The sequence below is a fragment of the Tumebacillus amylolyticus genome (assembly GCF_016722965.1).
Lineage (GTDB): Bacteria > Bacillota > Bacilli > Tumebacillales > Tumebacillaceae > Tumebacillus > Tumebacillus amylolyticus.
This window is the reverse complement of sequence record NZ_JAEQNB010000001.1, coordinates 1431685-1449814: the sequence shown is the minus strand read 5'-3', so window position 1 is coordinate 1449814 and position 18130 is coordinate 1431685. Positions and strand designations below refer to the sequence as shown.

Here is an 18130-nt window from a genome sequence, read left to right as displayed (position 1 = left end):
CTCGTGATGAGGGCGGTGCCTTTTTTCGTGCATGAAAAAAGCATCCTGCCTCTGTTGAGGCCTGATGCTCTTTTCACGCTGTCGTTACTTCAGCGTCACGACCGTTACTCCGTTGCCGCCTTCGCCCTCGCCGCCGTAGCGGTAGGATTTCACGTAGCGGTGCGATTTCAGGTAGTCCTGAATGCCGTTGCGCAACACACCTGTGCCTTTGCCGTGCACGATGTGGATGATGCCCATGCCGGAGAGGATGGCGTCGTCGATGTATTTGTCGACTTTGATAATGCCGTCCTCGATGTTGAAACCGCGCAGGTCGAGTTCCAACCCCATCGATTTCGGCTCCGAACCTTTGCGGCCGGCGACCGTGCGGGTCGGGGCTTTTTCCTTGGGCAGAAGTTCGAGGGAATCGATCGACACTTTGGTCTTCATCGAGCCGATCTGGATCATCGCTTGCTTGCCTTTCATCTCCACGATGTCACCTTTCTGGTTCAGGTGAACGACGCGGACATGATCGCCGACCTGCAGCGGACGAGCGGACGGTTTCGCTTTGGCGGCGCGAGATTCGCGGGCCATCTGCGGAGCGGACTCCTCCAACTGCTTACGCAGTTCGATCAGACGGTGCTCCTTGACTTGCCCGCGCTCTTCGGCGGCGATGCGACGGAGTTCTTCGATGATCTCCTTCGCCTCGCGATCCGCTTTCTGCACGGCACGGCGTGCGTCTTGCTCGGCACGCTCCATGATCTTGTCCTTCTGTGCGAGGAACGCTTCGCGCTCCTGCTCGAAGTCCGCCATCATCTGCTCCATCTCACGGCGCAGGTCTTCTGCTTTCTCCCGTTCCTTCTCTGCGGTGAGTTGGTTTTGTTCCAACTTGCGAATCAGAGAGTCGACTTCCACGTCTTCGGTCTTCAGACGGGCTTTCGCTTCCTCAATGATGTCGCTGCGCAGACCCAAGCGTTGCGAAATCGCAAACGCGTTGGAACGACCCGGTATGCCGATCAGCAATTTGTACGTCGGTCGCAAGCTCTCCACGTCGAACTCGACAGACGCGTTGATCGCGCTCGGCTCGTTGTAGGCATAGCCTTTCAACTCGCTGTAGTGCGTGGTGGCAACCGTTTTGACTCCGCGCTCCTTGAGGAAGTCGAGGATCGCCATCGCCAGCGCTGCACCCTCCGTCGGGTCGGTTCCGGCACCCAATTCGTCAAACAGCACGAGACTGCGGAAGTCGACGTGTTCGAGGATACGGACGATGTTCGTCATATGCGAAGAGAACGTCGAGAGCGACTGCTCAATCGATTGCTCATCTCCGATGTCGGCAAACACTTCGTCAAACGTCGAAACCACGGAGCCGTCGTCTGCCGGTACGTGCAGACCGGACATCGCCATCAGCGTCAAGAGACCGTACGTTTTCAACGTGACGGTTTTACCGCCGGTGTTCGGGCCGGTGACGACGAGCAGCGAGAAATCCTCGCCCAACCGAATGTCGGACGGCACAACCACATCGCGCGGAATCAACGGATGTCGCGCACGGCGCATGTTGATCACGCCGTCCTCGTTCATCTCCGGACGGGTGGCGCGCAATTCATTGGCGTACGTCGCTTTGGCAAAAATAAAATCGAGTTCCGCGAGCGCATCCTGTGCATCCAAAAGTTCATGAGCACGCTGTCCGATTTCGCCGGAGAGACGGGCGAGGATCTTGTCAATCTCGCGAATTTCCTTGATCTCCAATTCGCGCAAGTTGTTGCTCATCTGCACGACGGCCGCCGGTTCGATGAACAGGGTGTTCCCCGACGCGGATTGGTCATGCACGATCCCGTCAAACGACCCGCGGAACTCGATCTTTACCGGAACGCAGTAGCGGTCGTTGCGTTGAACGACCAGTTGTTCTTGCAACATTTTTTGATACGAAGACGAGCGCATGATATTGTCGAGCTTGTCCTTGATCCGAGCGTTCATCGTGCGAATCTCACCGCGGATGCGGCGCAGTTCCGGCGACGCCGTGTCGCGGACGGCGGCGTTTTCGTCAATGCAAGAGCGTACATCCTCTTCGACATCGCGCAATTCAGGAATCACTTCGGAGATCGCAATTAAGTGCGGAAGCGCTTCCTCCTCATGCGTGTCGTGGAGGAATTTTTTCAGACGACGGCCGCCCATGATCGTGTCGGCGATGTCGAGCAACTCAAGCGCCGTCAATGTGCCGCCCATCGTCGTGCGACGCAATGGACCCCGGTTGTCGTGAATGCCGCCCATTGGAATCAAGCCGCGCAAACGGTAGACGGTAACGCCCTCCGCCGTCTGTTGCTGCCAAGTTTCCACTTCCTCCAATTGTGTGGACGGGTACAAGTCCCGCGCCATGTCTTTGCCCAGCGAGGAAGAGGCCATGGAGACCACTTGCTCACGGATTTTATCGTATTCGAGTACGCGCAGCACTCGTTCATTCATTGCGGTCACCCCCAAAATCTTGAAAACAATTATAACACATTTTCCGTGCGAAAAAGGGACATTCTATTTCTACACTCGCAACGCCTTACTGACATCAAAACAGCTAAAGGAGGAGATGTACACGTGAAAGTCTTGGGTGCTATCGTCCGTTTTATCGTATCGGCCATCGTCCTGATGGTCATCGGGATGCTCGTCCCCGGATTCAGCCGTCTGTCGTTCACGTCCGCACTGATCGCTGCGGTAGTCATTGCCGTTATGGGTTGGGTGATTGAACTGCTGTTTGGTCGCCGAATTTCTCCGTACAGCCGTGGGATCGTCGGCTTCATCAGCGGCGTCGTTGTGATCTACCTCGCTCAACTGTTCGTACCGGGCATGCATGTGACCCTGTTCGGTGCAATCCTTGCGTCGCTGGTCATCGGTTTGATCGACCTGTTCGTACCGGGGGATGTCAAAGGCAACGTCTTGGGCAACCGTCACGGTGCTGCAGAACGCTTGCGTGACCGTCACGACGACTAACCCGCAAAACTGACTAAAAGCGAGTGATACGAAAAAGCCCTAGCCGATCTGAATCGGACTAGGGCTTTTTCGACGTAGGAAAGAAAAGTGGTCATGACAACGGCAAGAAACCTTTGAACTCCGTGATGAGCAAGGACGCCAGTTTCGAATCGTGCAACAGACTCCGCACCGATTCTTGCGGCATCAAGTTCATGACATTGACGACGAGTGCCGCGATGAACACCGCGAGCGTCAAGCCAATCAAGGCACCGGAGAAACGGTTGACGATGGAGAGGCCGGGCAGGTTGGCGAGCAGATCGAGCAGTTTCCCGATGAATTTCACAACAAAGAAGCTCAGGAAAAACAGCACGAGAAACGCAATCGCTTGATGCAAGTTCTTGAGGACAGCCTTCTCAATCAAGACCGCCACCGGGTTGTCGTTCGTTCCTGCAGTCACCGACACGTACTTGGCGACAACCGGAACGAAGGACGGATACACCGTCTTGGCGATAAAGTAGGCCGCAAGCATTCCAACCAGCGAGATGATCTGCCGCACCAATCCCGTTCTCCACCCGTTGAAGGCGGCAAGCAACAGGAAGACGCCGATCACCAGATCGGTCACTCTTGCTCTCCTCCTCCAAGTTGCTGCGCCTGTTCGAGGATGCGCAACAAGTCCTCGTACTCTTGGCGAAGTTTCAAATATTCGTCCGCCACGTTGACGGCGGCAAGCACCGCGACACGGTTGAGGTCGAGTCGCGGGTTTGCTTCACCGATTTCCTTCATTTTATGATCCACGAGCATCGCTACCATGCGGAGTTGATCCACGGAGGCTCTGCCCTTTATCTGATAATCTTGGCCGTAAATCACAGCTTTGATCTTGTTCACGTCGGCGCTGTTGGAATTGGGATTTTTCAGCAAGGGAATTCGCCCCTTTCTCGTCTCCCTGCACAATTCGCTTCGCAGGTCATAAACTCCTTCTTACGCGCGAAGTTCTGCTCCGTAGCCCTCTTGTAACGCTTCTTGCACACGGTTGTGGCGTTCGGTCACTTCTTCGTCCGTCAGCGTCCGTTCCGGAGAACGGTAGACGAGACCGAAGGCGAGCGACTTTTTGCCGGCCGGTACTTGCGGCCCTTGGTAGAAGTCGAACACGCGAGCGCTCTCCAGCAGATCACCCGCCGCCGAACGAATCGTGCCCAGCATATGACCTGCCGGGATGTGAACATCGACGAGAACCGCGATGTCGCGTTCCATCGCCGGGAACTTCGGCAGCGGAGCGACGGTGACTTCACGACCTACGCGCGCTTCCAGCAAAGTTTCGAGATGCAATTGGAAGTAGTAGGTCGGCGGCAAGTCGCACGCTTCTTCCACTTCGGGATGCAGAGCGCCGACGTAGCCGAGGAACAGATCGCCTTTCCAAATATCAGCGGTGCGGCCCGGATGCATGCTCGCCATCTCTACAGCACTGTAGGTGACGCCGTCGATGCCAAGACCCGCCAGGACGTTTTCGACAACGCCTTTGACGGTGAAGAAATCAACCGGACGCGGCTTCTCCCCGATGCCAACGGCGCTGAAATTGCCTGTGAAGATCCCGGAGATGCGCGTGCGCTCCGTCGGGAGTTGAGCAGCATCTGCATCCGGGAAGAACACGCGACCGACTTCGAACAACGCGAGGTCGTTCGCTTTGCGGTTGCGGTTGTACTCGACCACTTCCAGTAGAGACGGCAGCATGTGCGTGCGCAGAACGCTGCGTTCCTCCGACATCGGGTGCATCAGCGCGAGACGGTTCGACAGTTGCTCATCGTCCGCCAAGCCGAGACGATCGAGTGCTGCCGGAGATTGGAACGTGTAGGTGATGACTTCGGTCAACCCGCTGTTGATCAGCAGTTCGCGCACATGGCGGCGCAGACGTTGCTCGTGGGAGAGACCGCCGCGGATCAGTTGACCCTGCGGCAGAGTCGCCGGGATTTTGTCATAGCCGTAGATGCGGGCGATCTCTTCGATGAGATCGACATCGCGGGTGATGTCGGGACGACGGGTCGGCACGGTGACGCGATGAGCGCCGTCCACTTTGAAGCCGGAAACTTCGAAGCCGAGTCGAGTGAGGATTTCCACCATTTCGCCCTCCGAAATCGAGGTGCCGAGGTAGTTGTTGACGCGTTCCAGCGCGATGTCCAGCACTTGCGGTTCGGCACCTTGCTTCACCACTTCGACCGGAGAACCGACCACTTCGCCGCCTGCGAGTTCGGCGATCAAAAGCGCCGCGCGCAACAGGGAGTTGGTGACCATGCCTTGGTCGATCATGCCTTTTTCGAAGCGTTTCTGTGCTTCCGAGAACAAGCCGAGCGCTTTGCCCGTTTTGCGGGTTGTGCCCGGATCGAAGTACGCAGATTCCAGAACGATGGTGGTCGTGTTGGAATCGACTTCGGAGTTCTCGCCCCCCATGACGCCTGCGAGACCGATCACTTTTTCCGGATCGGCGATGACGAGCATCGAGGAATCCAGTTTGCGTTCGACGCCGTCGAGGGTGACGTGCGTTTCGCCGTCCTGCGCTTGGCGGACGATGATCGTGTCATCTGCGACTTTGCTCAGGTCAAATGCATGAAGCGGTTGACCCAGTTCGAACATGACGAAGTTGGTCACGTCGACGATGTTGTTGATCGGGCGCACGCCGACCGCCAGCAACTTCGCTTGCAGCCAGAGCGGGGATTCCGCAACGGTGAGACCTTTCACGACGAGCGCGGAGTACTTCGTGCAGTTGTCCGATTCGATCTTGACCGTCACCGGAGTCGGGGTGAGATGCGGAGCTTTGAACTCCTCTTGCATCTTCACTTCGCGCCCAAGGATCGCGGCGATTTCGTACACGACGCCGCGGTAGTTGAGAGCATCCGAACGGTTCGGGGTCAATTCCAGTTCCATGACGGTGTCGTTCAGGTGCAGGTAGTCAGCAATCTCTGCACCCACCGGAGCATCGGTCGGGAGAATGTAGAGGCCTTCGGTCTGTTCCTTCGGGAGCAATTTGATATCCATGCCGAGTTCTTTGGCGGAGCAGAGCATCCCTTGGGACTCGACGCCACGGAGCTTGGCTTTTTTGATCTTGAAGTCACCCGGCAGTTCCGAGCCGACGACGGCGCAGGGAACTTTTTGACCCGGTGCAACGTTCGGGGCACCGCAGACGATTTGCAAATTCTCGCCGGTACCTGCGTCGATGGTGCAGACGCGCAGTTTGTCGGCGTTTTCGTGTTGACGGGTTTCGAGGACATGACCGACGACGACGCCGGTGATGCCTTGGTTCAGTTCGGTGAACACTTCAACCGGAATCCCGGCTTCGGTGAGTTTGTCACCCAGTTGTTGCGGCGTGAGGTCCGCGATGTCGATATAGTCATTCAGCCATTGGTAGCTAATTTTCATAGTCTGTCTCTCCTCCTACATCCGCGACTTGAAGTTCTGCATCAGGCGCACATCGTTCTGGTAGAAGCCACGAATGTCCTCGATGCTGTAGCGACGCATCGCGGTGCGTTCCACGCCCATCCCGAACGCGAAGCCCGAGAATACTTTCGGGTCGTAGCCGGCCATTTCGAGCACGCTCGGATGCACCATGCCGGCACCCAGAATCTCGATCCAGCCCGTTCCCTTACAAGTCCGGCACCCGCTACCGCCGCAGTTGTGACACGTTGCATCCACCTCGGTAGACGGTTCCGTGAACGGGAAGTAGCTCGGACGCAGACGCACTTGCACCGAATCGCCGAAGATCTCGCGAGCGAACGTCAGCAACGTACCTTTCAGGTCACTCATGCGAATGTTGTGATCGACGACGAGACCTTCGATCTGCATGAACGCATGGGAGTGAGTGGCATCGTCATCGTCGCGACGATAGACGCGGCCCGGCGAGATGATGCGAATCGGGTCCGGGTATTCCTGGCCTTTGGCACGAGCTTCTGCCGCTTTGGCGCCCATGACGCGAGCTTGGACCGGAGACGTTTGCGTACGCATCAAAATCTCCTCGGTCACATAAAACGTATCTTGCATGTCGCGTGCCGGGTGGTTCTTGGGCACGTTCATCGCTTCAAAGTTGAAGTAGTCGTACTCGACTTCCGGCCCGTCCTCGACGGTGAAGCCAAGCCCTACGAAAATGTCTTCGATATCGCGGATCAGTTGGTTCAACGGATGTTCGGAGCCCACGGAGATGGAACGGCCCGGCAACGTGACGTCGATCGCTTCCTCAGCCAAACGTTTGTTGCGCTCCGCTTTCTTGAAGTCGGCTTCCTTCTCATTGTGAGCCGCTTCGAGAGCATCGCGGACGTCGTTGACCAGTTGGCCGATGACGGGACGTTCTTCGGCGCTGAGGCCGCCCATGCCGCGCAAGATGGCGGTCAGTTCCCCTTTTTTTCCCAGATACTTCACTTTCCAGTCGCCGAGTGCTTGCAACGAATCTTGAGCTTGCAGATCGGTCAGCGCTTGTTCCTTGAGCGCTTGCAGCTGTTCTCTCATGTCAAATTCCCTCCTAGAAAAATAAAAAAGACCCTTCCTCCACAAGGGACGAAAAGGTCTTCGCGGTACCACCCTTATTGAGCAATAGGCACAAAAAACGCATGCCTAAAAACTCCACTTCATTGCAAGATAACGGTGTTGACACACCGGCACGCCCTACCCAAAGCTCCAGGTAAAAGGGAGCTCCTTCAAGCGAGCAGCTACGGAGTGAACTTCAGCATTCGGATGCGCAAGGGTGCTTGCAGTCGGTGACACCCATTCCCTGATACGTTCCAACATAATGCCTACTCTCTCCATCATCGCTGATACACCATCTTCAATTGTTGCTACTTAGTATAGTATACCCCACATCCAAATGCAACTTCATCCATGTAAAAACTTACATCTCCGCCTTGCGCACAAACTTCTGGTGATAAAACACTTCGGCGAGAGCGACCGTCAACCCGCAGAACAGAGCAAAGTACCAGTTCACACTCAAATTGTAGAACAACAAATCCCCAAACTTCACAACCAAAACGGTCACAACAAACTCCAACGTAACAGCCAGGATCGAATTGACCGCTTTCGGCACGATGGCGTCAATCACAAAATTCACAACGGTAATGATCAGACCGAGCACGAGGGCGTGGGCCAGATTCAAATACCCGTGCCTCGGCGTGAACAATGCCACAAAATAAATACATGCCACCGTCAGAAGGTACTTTACGATGAAGCCTAGCACCTGATTCATTCCCTAGCACCTCCTATGATACTAAGAGGATGCCCGGAGAGCAGAGTTATTATGAGAGTTTGTGGTCGGCTCCGGTCGGGGACATCGTTGCCCCGCTCAGACACCCTAACGAGGAAAACCGCCTCGTTAGAGAACTCGCTCCTCCAACGATATCCCCGCCCTCCGCTGCAAGCCCCCTCCGGCCACGAAACCCAAAGAACTCAAAAAAGGATCTCAAAAAAAGGGCCCCAAAAACAAAAAGACCCCCTTTCATGGAGGTCTTGCCCTAGAACTTGCTCTTGAATTGCCCTTATCCCTAAAACCCTTTATGAGTGGGAGTTTGTGCTTAGGGGGAGGGGGGTTGGGGGGCAGGGAGTGGTGACTTTAGAAGTCCCCTCCCGTACCTACAAAAAACTCAATCAAAGGGAGGGGACTTCTACCGGAACCCGACCGCCCCCCAACCCCACTCCCCCGTACCACCCAGCCTAAATCCGCTGACGCAAAGCCTCATACAGCATAACAGAAGCCGCAATCGCAGCATTCAACGACTCAGCCTTGCCCGGCATAGGCAGCATGACCTGAGTATCGACCAATCCGGCGATCTCATCGGAAACCCCGTGAGCCTCGGAACCAATGACCAAAGCCACCGCCCCACCAAAGTCTGCCGCGAACACAGTCTGATCGGTATCAACAGCAGTCCCCACCACCGACACACCCAACTCTTTCAACTTCGGCAGCAGTTCCTTCAGCTCTACATCAAACACAGGGAGGTGGAACATAGACCCCATCGTCGCGCGAACAACTTTCGGGTTGTACACATCCACACAACTAGCACCGACAAAGACACCCGTCGCCCCAACCGCATCGGCCGTACGGATCATCGTCCCCAAATTCCCCGGGTCCTGAATCCCATCCAGCAGCAGATACAACGGTTTTTCCTTATTCGCAACAAAGGCAAACGCATCGCCCTCGCTCTTCTTGACGACCGCGATAACCCCCTGCGGCGACTGCGTATCCGCCACATGTTCGAGCACAGACTCCGAAACCTCGTACAGCTCAACCCCAAGCCCGGTCGCGCCGGTAATAATCCGGTCAAAACGCCCCGACTGCGGATCGCCGCTGATCAAAATTTCGACAACCGGAGCCCCCGCATCAATCGCTTCCTCAACCAAACGGACCCCTTCTAACAGATAAAGCCCCGTCGAATTCCGAAACTTTTTCTGCTTCAAAGACGCCCACTGCTTAACCTTGTTGTTCTTCGTTGAGATGATCTGTTCCATCTGCTACGCCACCTTATCTCGTTTCGTCCAATTCATCCAGATCCTCATTGCGGCCCACCACGACCAACACATCCCCTTCATGGATGATGTCGCTTGCAATGGGAGCAATGTTAATATGCGTCCGATGCTTGATCGCCATGACATTGCACCCATACTTCCGGCGAATATCAATCTGCTCCAGCGAACGCCCCACGAACTTACTCGGTGCTTGAATCTCCAAGATCGAGTAATCTTCGGCCAACTCAATATAATCCACAATGTTCGGCGAGATCAGGTTGTGAGCGACACGCGCGCCCATATCGCGTTCCGGATAGACGACACGGTCCGCCCCGATCTTCTCCAACACCTTGCCATGCATCGTATCCTGCGCTTTGACGACGATCATCTTCACGCCCATCTCTTTCAAGATCAGCGTGGTCAGGATGGAGCTTCGCACATCATCCCCGATCGCGACAACGACAACATCAAAATTGCGAATCCCAATCGACTTCAACGCACTCTCATCGGTCGAGTCGCACGCCACAGCATGCGTCACAGTATCCACAGAGTCTTGCACGAGCTCTTCATCCATATCGATGCCGAGCACATCATACCCCATTTCATACAACGTCCGAGCGACACTGCTGCCAAAACGCCCCAACCCAATGACCGCAAATTGCTTTTGTGCCATCTGCGTCCTTTCGCCTCCTCCACAAATCCCAATCCCTGCGTATATGTATCTCTTCGTAGCCTACCCCATTTTGCCCAGAAAAAAAAGACCTGGCCCAGAAGGTCAGGTCTTTTCATTTGCTTTGGCTTACTTGCTGCCTTTTGCGAGGGTAGCGAGTTCGCCGAAAGCTGCTGCATCGTTAACAGCGAGGTCAGCCAGCATCTTGCGGTTGACTTCGACGCCAGCGGTTTTCAGGCCGTGGATCAGCTTGGAGTAGGACAGGCCGTTGAGGCGAGCTGCCGCGTTGATACGAGCGATCCACAGTTTGCGGAAGTCGCGCTTCTTCTGGCGACGGTCGCGGTATGCGTACATCAGGGATTTCATGACCTGCTGGTTAGCAGTACGGAACAGGCGATGCTTGGAACCGCGGAAACCGCGTGCCAGCTTCAGGACTTTTTTATGACGACGGCGGGTAACGGTACCACCTTTAACTCTCGGCATTTCAGTAACCTCCTATGCAATCAAAAACGTTGCGTATGTGGATGTAATGGTCTTACAGGTAGGTGAGCATTTGCTCAATGCGCTTTTGGTCGGACGGGTGAACCATCGCGGATTTGCGCAGGTGACGTTTTACCTTGGTTTCCTTGTTGGAGAACATGTGGCTACGGTAAGCGTGGGAACGCTTCAGTTTGCCAGAACCAGTTCTTTTGAAACGCTTCGCCGCGCCGCGGTGAGTTTTCATCTTAGCCATGATTGCGTGACCTCCAAATCGAGTCTAAATATTAGTTGGTTGTTTTCGGCGACAGGATGATGATCATGCTGCGGCCTTCGAGCTTCGGGTGACGCTCAACCGTTGCGATGTCTGCACATTCCTCAGCGAGTTTGTTCAGAACGCGCTGACCGATTTCCGTATGCGTGATTTCACGACCACGGAAGCGGACGGATGCTTTGACTTTGTCGCCTTCCTTGAGGAATTTGACGGTGTTGCGCAACTTGGTCTGGAAGTCATGTTCCTCGATGTTCGGGGTCATGCGAACTTCCTTGATGGAGACGATTTTCTGGTTCTTGCGGGCTTCCTTTTCCTTCTTGCTCTGCTCGTAGCGGAACTTGCCGTAGTCCATGATCCGGCAAACCGGCGGCTTCGCGGTCGGAGCCACGTTGACCAGGTCCAAGTTCTTCTCACCTGCGATCTGCATCGCTTCACGCAGAGACTTGATCCCGAGCTGGTCACCATTCGCGTCGATCAACCGTACTTCACGAGCACGGATGCCATCATTGATTTGAACCTCTTCTTTGCTAATAACCTGTCACCTCCTGAAGTTCTGGGCAAAACCTTGCAGAAAAACAAATATGCGAGTGCATGACGTGTAAGTCATACACTCGCATATGAAAAGACGACATTTCGGTCGTGACAATTCAAACTCCAAAACCCGTTCACTGCTCATCGAGCGTTCCTGGGCGAGAAGCGCGAGTGCTTCTGCTTGTGGTCATGTGCCATATGAACTTCCGTATTGCATCGTACCATGACTCAGAGTCACAGTCAAGCAATACAGATCAAATTTCGTAAAAAAGCGCCCCCACCTCTGCTCCCTGCAGCAAAGGCAAAAGCGCTGACAGCAACTTGTACTAGAGAATCCGTCTTGCTTTGTAATCAATATAAACAACCAGCCTGCCTATGTCAACACTTTTTTGCAAAACTTGTCACATTTTGCGGTCGACGGCATTCGTCGTCGGGTGCCACGTGCGCGCTTCTTCACAAAGCGGGCAGTCGGAGCAGAGGACGGCAGACTCGGCGAAGACTTTTTTCACCGTCTCCACGATCGGCGGGACGAGGTCCCGGCCGTGCGCCAAGTGGATGTGAACCTTCTGCGGAGCGGCGGAGATCAACGCGCTCATCGTCTCTTCGATCATGACGCCGCAGTCGCGCAAATTCTGCTGCTGCTTGGCGCCTTCGATCTCATCGAGCACAAGCGGTCGTCCCTCCCCGTCAAACAAGCGCGGAGAAACTCCCTCCTCATGGCAGACCATGTGCAGAAGCGGCACCCCCGGTTCTTGGGCTTGCAAGAAATAGCGGAGCAACTTGACGAATTCTTGATATTCAAGCTCCATCAAGTACTCATCGATCGCCTGCTCGATCACACGATGCAAGTCAGCCTGCAACGCATGCATCCGGAACCGCAGCAACCCTTCCACCAACAACTCTCGGGAGTTCGCCAACTGCTCCGCCACCGAATCCACGATGTGTCGGCGGCGCAGAGACATCCCGTCTGCATCTTTGAGTTCCGCCAGCATCCGCACCGCCGAGTCGGCGAGATATTCGACTTCATCGGCGGCATAGTAATAGAAGTCGTTCGCGACGATACGCTCCATCTCCGAGCGTTCCCAGACGTCGGTGATGAATTCGCCCACAGCCTCTGAGAGCGTACGCACGACGAGTTCCGTCAACTCATCGGGTTTCCCTTCGGTCGTCCCGCCCAATCGATATGTAAAAAACGTGTAGGTGCCTCGCGTGAATTGCTCTCCTTGCAACGACACTCCCAGTTCCTTCAATTTGTCATCCGCTTCCTGCAGACAGCCGCCCAGCGCTTCCGCAAACTTTTCAGCGCCAATCGTAAACTTTTTCAATGGGGTCACCCCTTTCAAGACTTTCTGTCGATCCGTGGTGTTATTCCTCATTGTATGCGCGTGAATTAGCTTGTATACTTGTACGCTTCTTGCTAGGATGCGAACAAGAGTAAATTGGAAGGGAGTTTTCCATTCGTAGATGTTCTCATATTTCAATAGTATAGTTCAGATAAACTCTCTTATTAGAGAGTTTCCTACGAAACAGGAGGTTTGGCAACCCTCCAAATGGATAGTTCTCGAAACTTTCTCTAGACTTGAATCTTGTGCTACAATGTTTTTATATCTATTTACTAGAGAAAGGGGCCGCTTATTGTGAGAACGAGATCTACAATCTCCGCAATTCTCTCAATTTTCTTCCTGTTTAGCCTATTGCTCGCTCGACCGGCATCCGCCCATCAACAGTCCCTGGCTTCCTCGAAGATCACATTTGAGAACACCAAAATGCACGTGTCCCTCCTGATCGACCAGAAATCGATCTTGGAGATCAACGGCTTTGACATTGAGAAAACGCAATCGCTCGACGAGGCGAAACTCTCGTCGCAAATCAAGGACAAATCGTTCGACTATATCAAGTCCGGCTTCCACGTCAAGAACAACGGCAAGGAGATGCCTGTAGCACTCGAAGCCGTCTCCGTACCCGACCTTGCCAACGTCCAATTCGACCTCACCTTCACCTCGGACGAGCTGATCGACAAGATCGACTTCGACTACAACATCTTCTTCGAAAACTCCAACGGCATGCACAAAAACGTCGCCACCATCGAGAACGGCGACAAAACCGACGAGTTCGTTTTCACCAACTCCACCCGTCACCTCGCGATGGAAGCGGGCGTTGAACTCTCCTTCTGGAGCACGCTCGGACAATTCGTGCTCATGGGCATCGAGCACATCTTGACCGGGTACGACCATCTGGCGTTCCTGCTCACCTTGATCATCCTCGGCGGCTCCTTCAAGAACATCTTGAAAATCGTCACGTCCTTCACCGTCGCCCACTCCGTGACGCTGATTCTCTCGGCGATGAGCGTAGTTACGCTACCCACCCGTTTGATCGAATCGTTGGTCGCCGTCACGATCCTCTACGTGGGCATTGAAAACCAATTTATCAAAAACACGAACTACCGCTGGGTGTTGACCGGATTCTTCGGCCTCGTCCACGGCTTTGCATTCGCAGGAGCGCTTGCCGAAACGCAAGTGCCCAAGAACCACTTCCTCGAAGCCCTGCTGACGTTCAACGTCGGGGTTGAAATCGGACAATTGCTGGTCGTCATCGTCTTGCTGCCGATCATCCTCTACATCGGTCGTTTCAACTGGAACGTCTGGGTCGTGCGCGGCATCTCCGGCGGCGTCGCTCTGTTCGGTCTGATCTGGTTCATGCAACGCGCGTTTGAGTTGAACATCCTGCCGTTCCTCGCGGTTTAGGAAAAAGAGCTCGTGTCCGCCCCGGTGCGGACACGAGCTTTTTTCATAGACATTTCGGGTTGGGAATAGAAATGGGGACAGGGAGGTGGTTCCCATCGATGGACAAAGCGTGTTGCTCCCGCTGTTCTGGATCTTGCTGTCCGCGTTTCTCTTGCAACGAGCGACGGCGCATCTGCCGTGGTTGCGCATCCCGACGGTGATCGCGTATATCTTGTTCGGGCTGTTCCTCGGGCAGACGGTCTCGCCGATTTGGAAGGAGCAGAGCGGTTGGCTTGGCGGAGTCAGTCAGTTCGGGCTGTTCTACCTGATGTTTCTGTCGGGGCTCGAAGTGGACTTGCGCTTGCTCGTACCGCGTCGTGACGGGCCGAAGTTGTTGCAGAAAGCCCTCTTGCTGTTTGCAGCCACGGCGGTGCTCTCGTATGCACTCGCTTGGGGCATGCATGTGATCGACCCGCAGATTCAACCGTGGATGATGATGTTGATTCTCTCGACCACGTCGCTTGGCATCATCTTGCCGGTTTTGAAAGAGCGCGGGTTGTTGCGAACGGTCTACGGGCAAACCCTGCTGACGGCGGCGCTGCTTGCCGATCTGCTGACGATGCTCGGCATTTCTGTGGCAGCCGATTGGGTCAAGAACGGATTCTCTTGGCGACAGTTGACGGTCGGGTTGTTGATTCCGCTGGTTGCGGCGTTCTATGTGGCGATTCTGCGACTGTACCGCAGCAAGTTCTGGGATTCTTGGTTTGGCGGAAACGGCGTTTTGAAAATGCAGGGCGTGCTCGCCTTGCTCGGACTCTTCGGGGTCATGACCGATTGGACAGGGTCGGAGCCGATCTTGGGAAGTTTCTTGGTCGGGCTGTTGGTGTCCAGCTTCCGTCTGCCGGAGAAAAATCCGTTGCGTCAACAGATGGAGAGCATCGGGTACAGTTTCGTGATTCCGATCTTTTTCGTGACGGTGGGGGCGCAGTTTGATCTCGGGGCGTTCTTCGCCTCGGAGACGGCTCGAACGTGGGTGCCGCTGCTCTTGCTGTGCGCCTATGGGGTGAAGCTCCTGCCGATGCTCTGGTTTGGCGGCGCGATGCCTTTGCGGGAACGACTGGCCGGCGGACTGTTGCTTTCGTCTCGGATGACGCTCGTCATCGTGGCGGCTTCGATCGGCGTGCAACTGCACGTCATTCCGCGTGAGATCGAAGAAGCGATGCTCGTCGTCGGCATCGTGACCTGCATCTGCTCCCCCCTGCTGTTCTCGCTGATGAAAAAAGCTCACGGACCTCTGCGGCCGTGAGCTTTTTTTTATTGATAGGCGACGGGGCCGCCTTCTTTTTGCCAGTATTCGAAGCCGCCGATCATCTCTTTGACTTGGAACCCGAGGGCGCTCAGTTTCGCGGCCGCCTTGGTTGCTCCGTTGCACGCAGGGCCCCAGCAGTAGGTGACGATGAGACGCTGACGGTCAAAGTGCGCGGTGGTTTCCGCCGTGATCTGCGTTTGCGGCAACGAGACCGCGCCGGGGACATGCCCCGCTTCGAAATGTGCCGTGCTGCGGGCGTCGAGCAGAACGTATGGCAGAGGGCCGTTTTGCAAATCGACGATCACGTCGGCGACATCCGTTTCCAGAGACAACTTCGTCAAAAAATAACGATTCGCGTCCTGCGGGTCGGCGGCAGGATGGGCCAGGGTCTTGCTTTCGTACATAGGAAAAACCTCCTCAACAGATGTTGGAAGTATCGTAGCACGGAGCCAAGTCATACGTGAAACTGATAGTTTCGATTGTTGAGATCGCTCCTGCCGATGTGATGAAAAAAGCCTGTGACCCTCAGGGAAGGGACACAGGCTCTTTTTGATTCGGCCGTTCGTTCTTACTTCAAGAAGTCGTTCAGGACGTTCATCGGGAGTGCGGCACGGTCGTTCTGGAAGTTGGACAGCTCCGTGAGCGCCTGTTCCTTGCCGTCGATCACGACGACGTTGTCACCGACGATGAACGTGAGGGTGCGCGTTCCTTTGGTGATCGTGACGGTTTTGGTGGAGCCGTCCCAAGCAACGGTTGCGCCCTTGGCTTCAGCTGCGGTACGAACCGGGGTCAGCGTGGATTTCAGAGACTCCGGATCGACTTCCTTTTCCAACGCCGGCATGCCGGAGAGATAGCCGACGACGCCGGCTTTTTTGTTGACGAAGTTTTTGTTGATCTCGCGGTCGAGTTCCGATCTGAGGCTGTCCGAGACTTTGATTTCCAAGTCGCCCGGATGCTGGAGGTTCGACATGAGGTACGAGTAGCCGTTCAGGTTGTCGACCATCTGCAGACCCGTGCCTTCTGCACCCGCCGGAAGCGAGACGAGGCGCGAGAGTTTTTTGGTGTCGATGTTGTACGCCCAGACGTTGTTGTTGATGTGCAGGCCGGAGTCTTCCCCGATGAACAGCGTGCGCATGTCTTCCGAGTACGAGAGATTGTCCGGGTTGGCGACTTTGTCCACGTTCGCCAAGTTGCCGAGCGCGTCCGGTTTCGCGAGGTCTTCGCCCACGATCAGGCCTTGCATGGTGCCTGCGACGTATTGGGAGTCGATTGGGTTGCCGGAACGGTCGGATTGCCCGCCTTGCAAGGAGAGTTCGTAGGTGACGCCGGAGGACATTTTCGGCAGTTTGATGTCGTCTTGGAGTTCGTTTTTGGAGTCGACCGTCATGCCTTTTTCCACGTAGGACATGGCGACGTAGACTTTTTTGTCCTTGGCGTTCAGGGTGACGCCTTCCATTTTGTTGAACTCGTAGGTCGCGCCTTGGATCGCACCGTACCGGCGAGCTTCGAGGAACGCAGCCGCTTGCTCCATGCCCGGTTTGACTTTCAGATATTCAACGGTGCCGGACGGGTAGGTTTTGATCTTGGTGAAGCCCGGGGTTTCCTTGTCAGCCGTTTCGAACAAGTCGTTGAACGTCAAACCCTTGTCGAGATAGCTTTTCACTTCTGCGTCGGTCGCGTGACCCAACTTGATCCATTCGAGGTTGGCCGCACCGCCGTTTTGGTCGGAGGTTTGGTGCCATTTCGCCGCGTAGAGGGTGCCGGCGGTGAGGTCTTTTTCCTTGTCGGCGATGTACATGAACATCATCGTGTTGGAGCCGTCGTCGCCGAAGTAGACGGTGCGGTTGTCGGGCATCACTTTGGAGAGTTCATGCGAGAAGCGGCCCATGGAGTAGTGCTTGACGACGGAGGTCGAGTTGTCCGCGTTCACGGTGACTTCCGGGATGTAGCCGTAGAGATACGGGTTGCCTCTCTTGGTCTTGTCTTGGTAGTAGCTTTGCGTGTACGACGCGACGTAGGTTTTGGTCGGATCGGCGGCAAATGCGCGAGCGTCCGCTTCGTACTCCTCCGAACCGAGGTGGGTGTTCCACGGAGAGAGCGAGCCGTTGCACGGGATCCAAAGGCCGTTCACGCCGGAGAAGTCGATTTTTTTCAGATCGGTGGCTTTGAGCATGCCGTTGGTTTTGTTTTGGTCGATCGTGGTCAGAGACATCGAGGCCGGGATGATGCCGTACGCGGACGTGCCTGCGTTGTCCTTGGTGATGTATTCATAATGCGTGACGAGCGACAGCGGGTTGCCACCCAATGCGGTCGGAGCCATGCCCTGCACTTGAAGCAGAGAGTTGGAGTCCGGGTCGTCCGATACGAACGGTTGCGGGTCGGTCGGAATCGAGTTGTCCAGGATCGGCTTGCCCTTTGCATCCACGGAGAGTCCTGCCGGAGTGCCGTTGATTTTGTCTGTTGATTTGAAAAGCGTCTTATACGTCAGCGGGTAGAGTTTCTCTACACCGTTGCTGTAGGTAACTTTTACAGATGCGTTCGTGTAAACCTTCGCCATGTCGGCGGCGTTGTTCGAAGCGTCGGTGCCCAGGAACTCGACAGACTTTACCGTGATCGGTGCGTTGGTGACAGCATGAGCCGGTACCGAGAACGGGATCGCAAGCGAGAGTGCCAGTACCGGGAGCAGAGCTTTTTTCTTCATGGTTTACATTCCTCCAACCCTTGGTGTCTTGTCTATGTCC

Annotated in this window: 17 protein-coding genes and 1 other annotated feature; of the genes, 3 read left to right on the top strand and 14 right to left on the bottom strand. The window is 55.3% G+C overall.

The features are described 5' to 3' along the window. Nucleotides 1-84 precede the first annotated feature (84 nt). Nucleotides 85-2436 (bottom strand): endonuclease MutS2, encoded by a 2352-nt coding sequence (locus JJB07_RS06840; RefSeq protein WP_201632568.1) that lies wholly within the window; start codon nucleotides 2434-2436, stop codon nucleotides 85-87. Between the two features lie 123 nt (nucleotides 2437-2559). Between JJB07_RS06840 and JJB07_RS06835 the strand changes: the two genes are divergently transcribed. Continuing rightward, nucleotides 2560-2952, top strand: coding sequence for a DUF2512 family protein (locus JJB07_RS06835; protein WP_201632565.1), 393 nt, complete (start codon nucleotides 2560-2562; stop codon nucleotides 2950-2952). Nucleotides 2953-3043: 91 nt separating this feature from the next. On the opposite strand, the gene JJB07_RS06830 is transcribed toward JJB07_RS06835, so the two are convergent. From JJB07_RS06830 to ytxC, 11 genes are all read right to left on the bottom strand, one after another. Further along, entirely contained in the window at nucleotides 3044-3553 is a 510-nt protein-coding gene (locus JJB07_RS06830; protein WP_201632562.1) for a CvpA family protein, read from the bottom strand. Continuing rightward, nucleotides 3550-3849: a cell division protein ZapA gene (zapA, locus tag JJB07_RS06825; protein ID WP_236587638.1), complete on the bottom strand. Its 300-nt coding sequence runs from the start codon at nucleotides 3847-3849 to the stop codon at nucleotides 3550-3552. The genes JJB07_RS06830 and zapA overlap by 4 nt, the downstream gene beginning before the upstream one ends. Before the next feature lie 60 nt (nucleotides 3850-3909). Then, entirely contained in the window at nucleotides 3910-6339 is a 2430-nt protein-coding gene (pheT, locus tag JJB07_RS06820) for a phenylalanine--tRNA ligase subunit beta (RefSeq protein ID WP_201632559.1), read from the bottom strand. Nucleotides 6340-6354: 15 nt separating this feature from the next. Then, on the bottom strand, nucleotides 6355-7419 hold the full coding sequence (gene pheS / locus JJB07_RS06815; protein ID WP_201632557.1) for a phenylalanine--tRNA ligase subunit alpha: 1065 nt from the start codon (nucleotides 7417-7419) through the stop codon (nucleotides 6355-6357). A gap of 41 nt (nucleotides 7420-7460) precedes the next feature. Beyond that, nucleotides 7461-7728: a binding site (T-box leader), on the bottom strand. Between the two features lie 70 nt (nucleotides 7729-7798). Further along, on the bottom strand, nucleotides 7799-8149 hold the full coding sequence (locus JJB07_RS06810) for a DUF2512 family protein (protein ID WP_201632555.1): 351 nt from the start codon (nucleotides 8147-8149) through the stop codon (nucleotides 7799-7801). Between the two features lie 464 nt (nucleotides 8150-8613). Further along, nucleotides 8614-9408 (bottom strand): TrmH family RNA methyltransferase, encoded by a 795-nt coding sequence (locus JJB07_RS06805; protein WP_201632552.1) that lies wholly within the window; start codon nucleotides 9406-9408, stop codon nucleotides 8614-8616. Nucleotides 9409-9421: 13 nt separating this feature from the next. Beyond that, entirely contained in the window at nucleotides 9422-10078 is a 657-nt protein-coding gene (locus JJB07_RS06800) for a potassium channel family protein (protein ID WP_201632549.1), read from the bottom strand. Between the two features lie 126 nt (nucleotides 10079-10204). Then, on the bottom strand, nucleotides 10205-10558 hold the full coding sequence (gene rplT / locus JJB07_RS06795; protein WP_201632547.1) for a 50S ribosomal protein L20: 354 nt from the start codon (nucleotides 10556-10558) through the stop codon (nucleotides 10205-10207). Nucleotides 10559-10610: 52 nt separating this feature from the next. Beyond that, on the bottom strand, nucleotides 10611-10808 hold the full coding sequence (gene rpmI, locus JJB07_RS06790) for a 50S ribosomal protein L35 (protein WP_109688517.1): 198 nt from the start codon (nucleotides 10806-10808) through the stop codon (nucleotides 10611-10613). 31 nt (nucleotides 10809-10839) lie between these two features. Continuing rightward, a complete protein-coding gene (gene infC, locus JJB07_RS06785; protein ID WP_201632782.1) occupies nucleotides 10840-11358 on the bottom strand; it encodes a translation initiation factor IF-3 in 519 nt (172 codons plus the stop codon). Between the two features lie 400 nt (nucleotides 11359-11758). Beyond that, nucleotides 11759-12682 (bottom strand): putative sporulation protein YtxC, encoded by a 924-nt coding sequence (gene ytxC, locus JJB07_RS06780; protein ID WP_201632544.1) that lies wholly within the window; start codon nucleotides 12680-12682, stop codon nucleotides 11759-11761. A 312-nt stretch (nucleotides 12683-12994) separates the two neighbouring features. On the opposite strand from ytxC, the gene JJB07_RS24375 reads away from it, so the two are divergent. Both JJB07_RS24375 and JJB07_RS06770 read left to right on the top strand, forming a co-directional pair. Continuing rightward, nucleotides 12995-14101: a HupE/UreJ family protein gene (locus JJB07_RS24375; protein WP_201632541.1), complete on the top strand. Its 1107-nt coding sequence runs from the start codon at nucleotides 12995-12997 to the stop codon at nucleotides 14099-14101. 85 nt (nucleotides 14102-14186) lie between these two features. Next, nucleotides 14187-15386 (top strand): cation:proton antiporter domain-containing protein, encoded by a 1200-nt coding sequence (locus tag JJB07_RS06770; RefSeq protein WP_201632538.1) that lies wholly within the window; start codon nucleotides 14187-14189, stop codon nucleotides 15384-15386. Nucleotides 15387-15394: 8 nt separating this feature from the next. On the opposite strand, the gene JJB07_RS06765 is transcribed toward JJB07_RS06770, so the two are convergent. Together JJB07_RS06765 and JJB07_RS06760 are read right to left on the bottom strand one after the other, a co-directional pair. Next, complete coding sequence (locus tag JJB07_RS06765) at nucleotides 15395-15793, bottom strand: rhodanese-like domain-containing protein (protein WP_201632535.1); 399 nt, start codon at nucleotides 15791-15793, stop codon at nucleotides 15395-15397. A gap of 164 nt (nucleotides 15794-15957) precedes the next feature. Continuing rightward, complete coding sequence (locus JJB07_RS06760; RefSeq protein ID WP_201632532.1) at nucleotides 15958-18090, bottom strand: alkaline phosphatase PhoX; 2133 nt, start codon at nucleotides 18088-18090, stop codon at nucleotides 15958-15960. Between the last annotated feature and the right edge of the window lie 40 nt (nucleotides 18091-18130).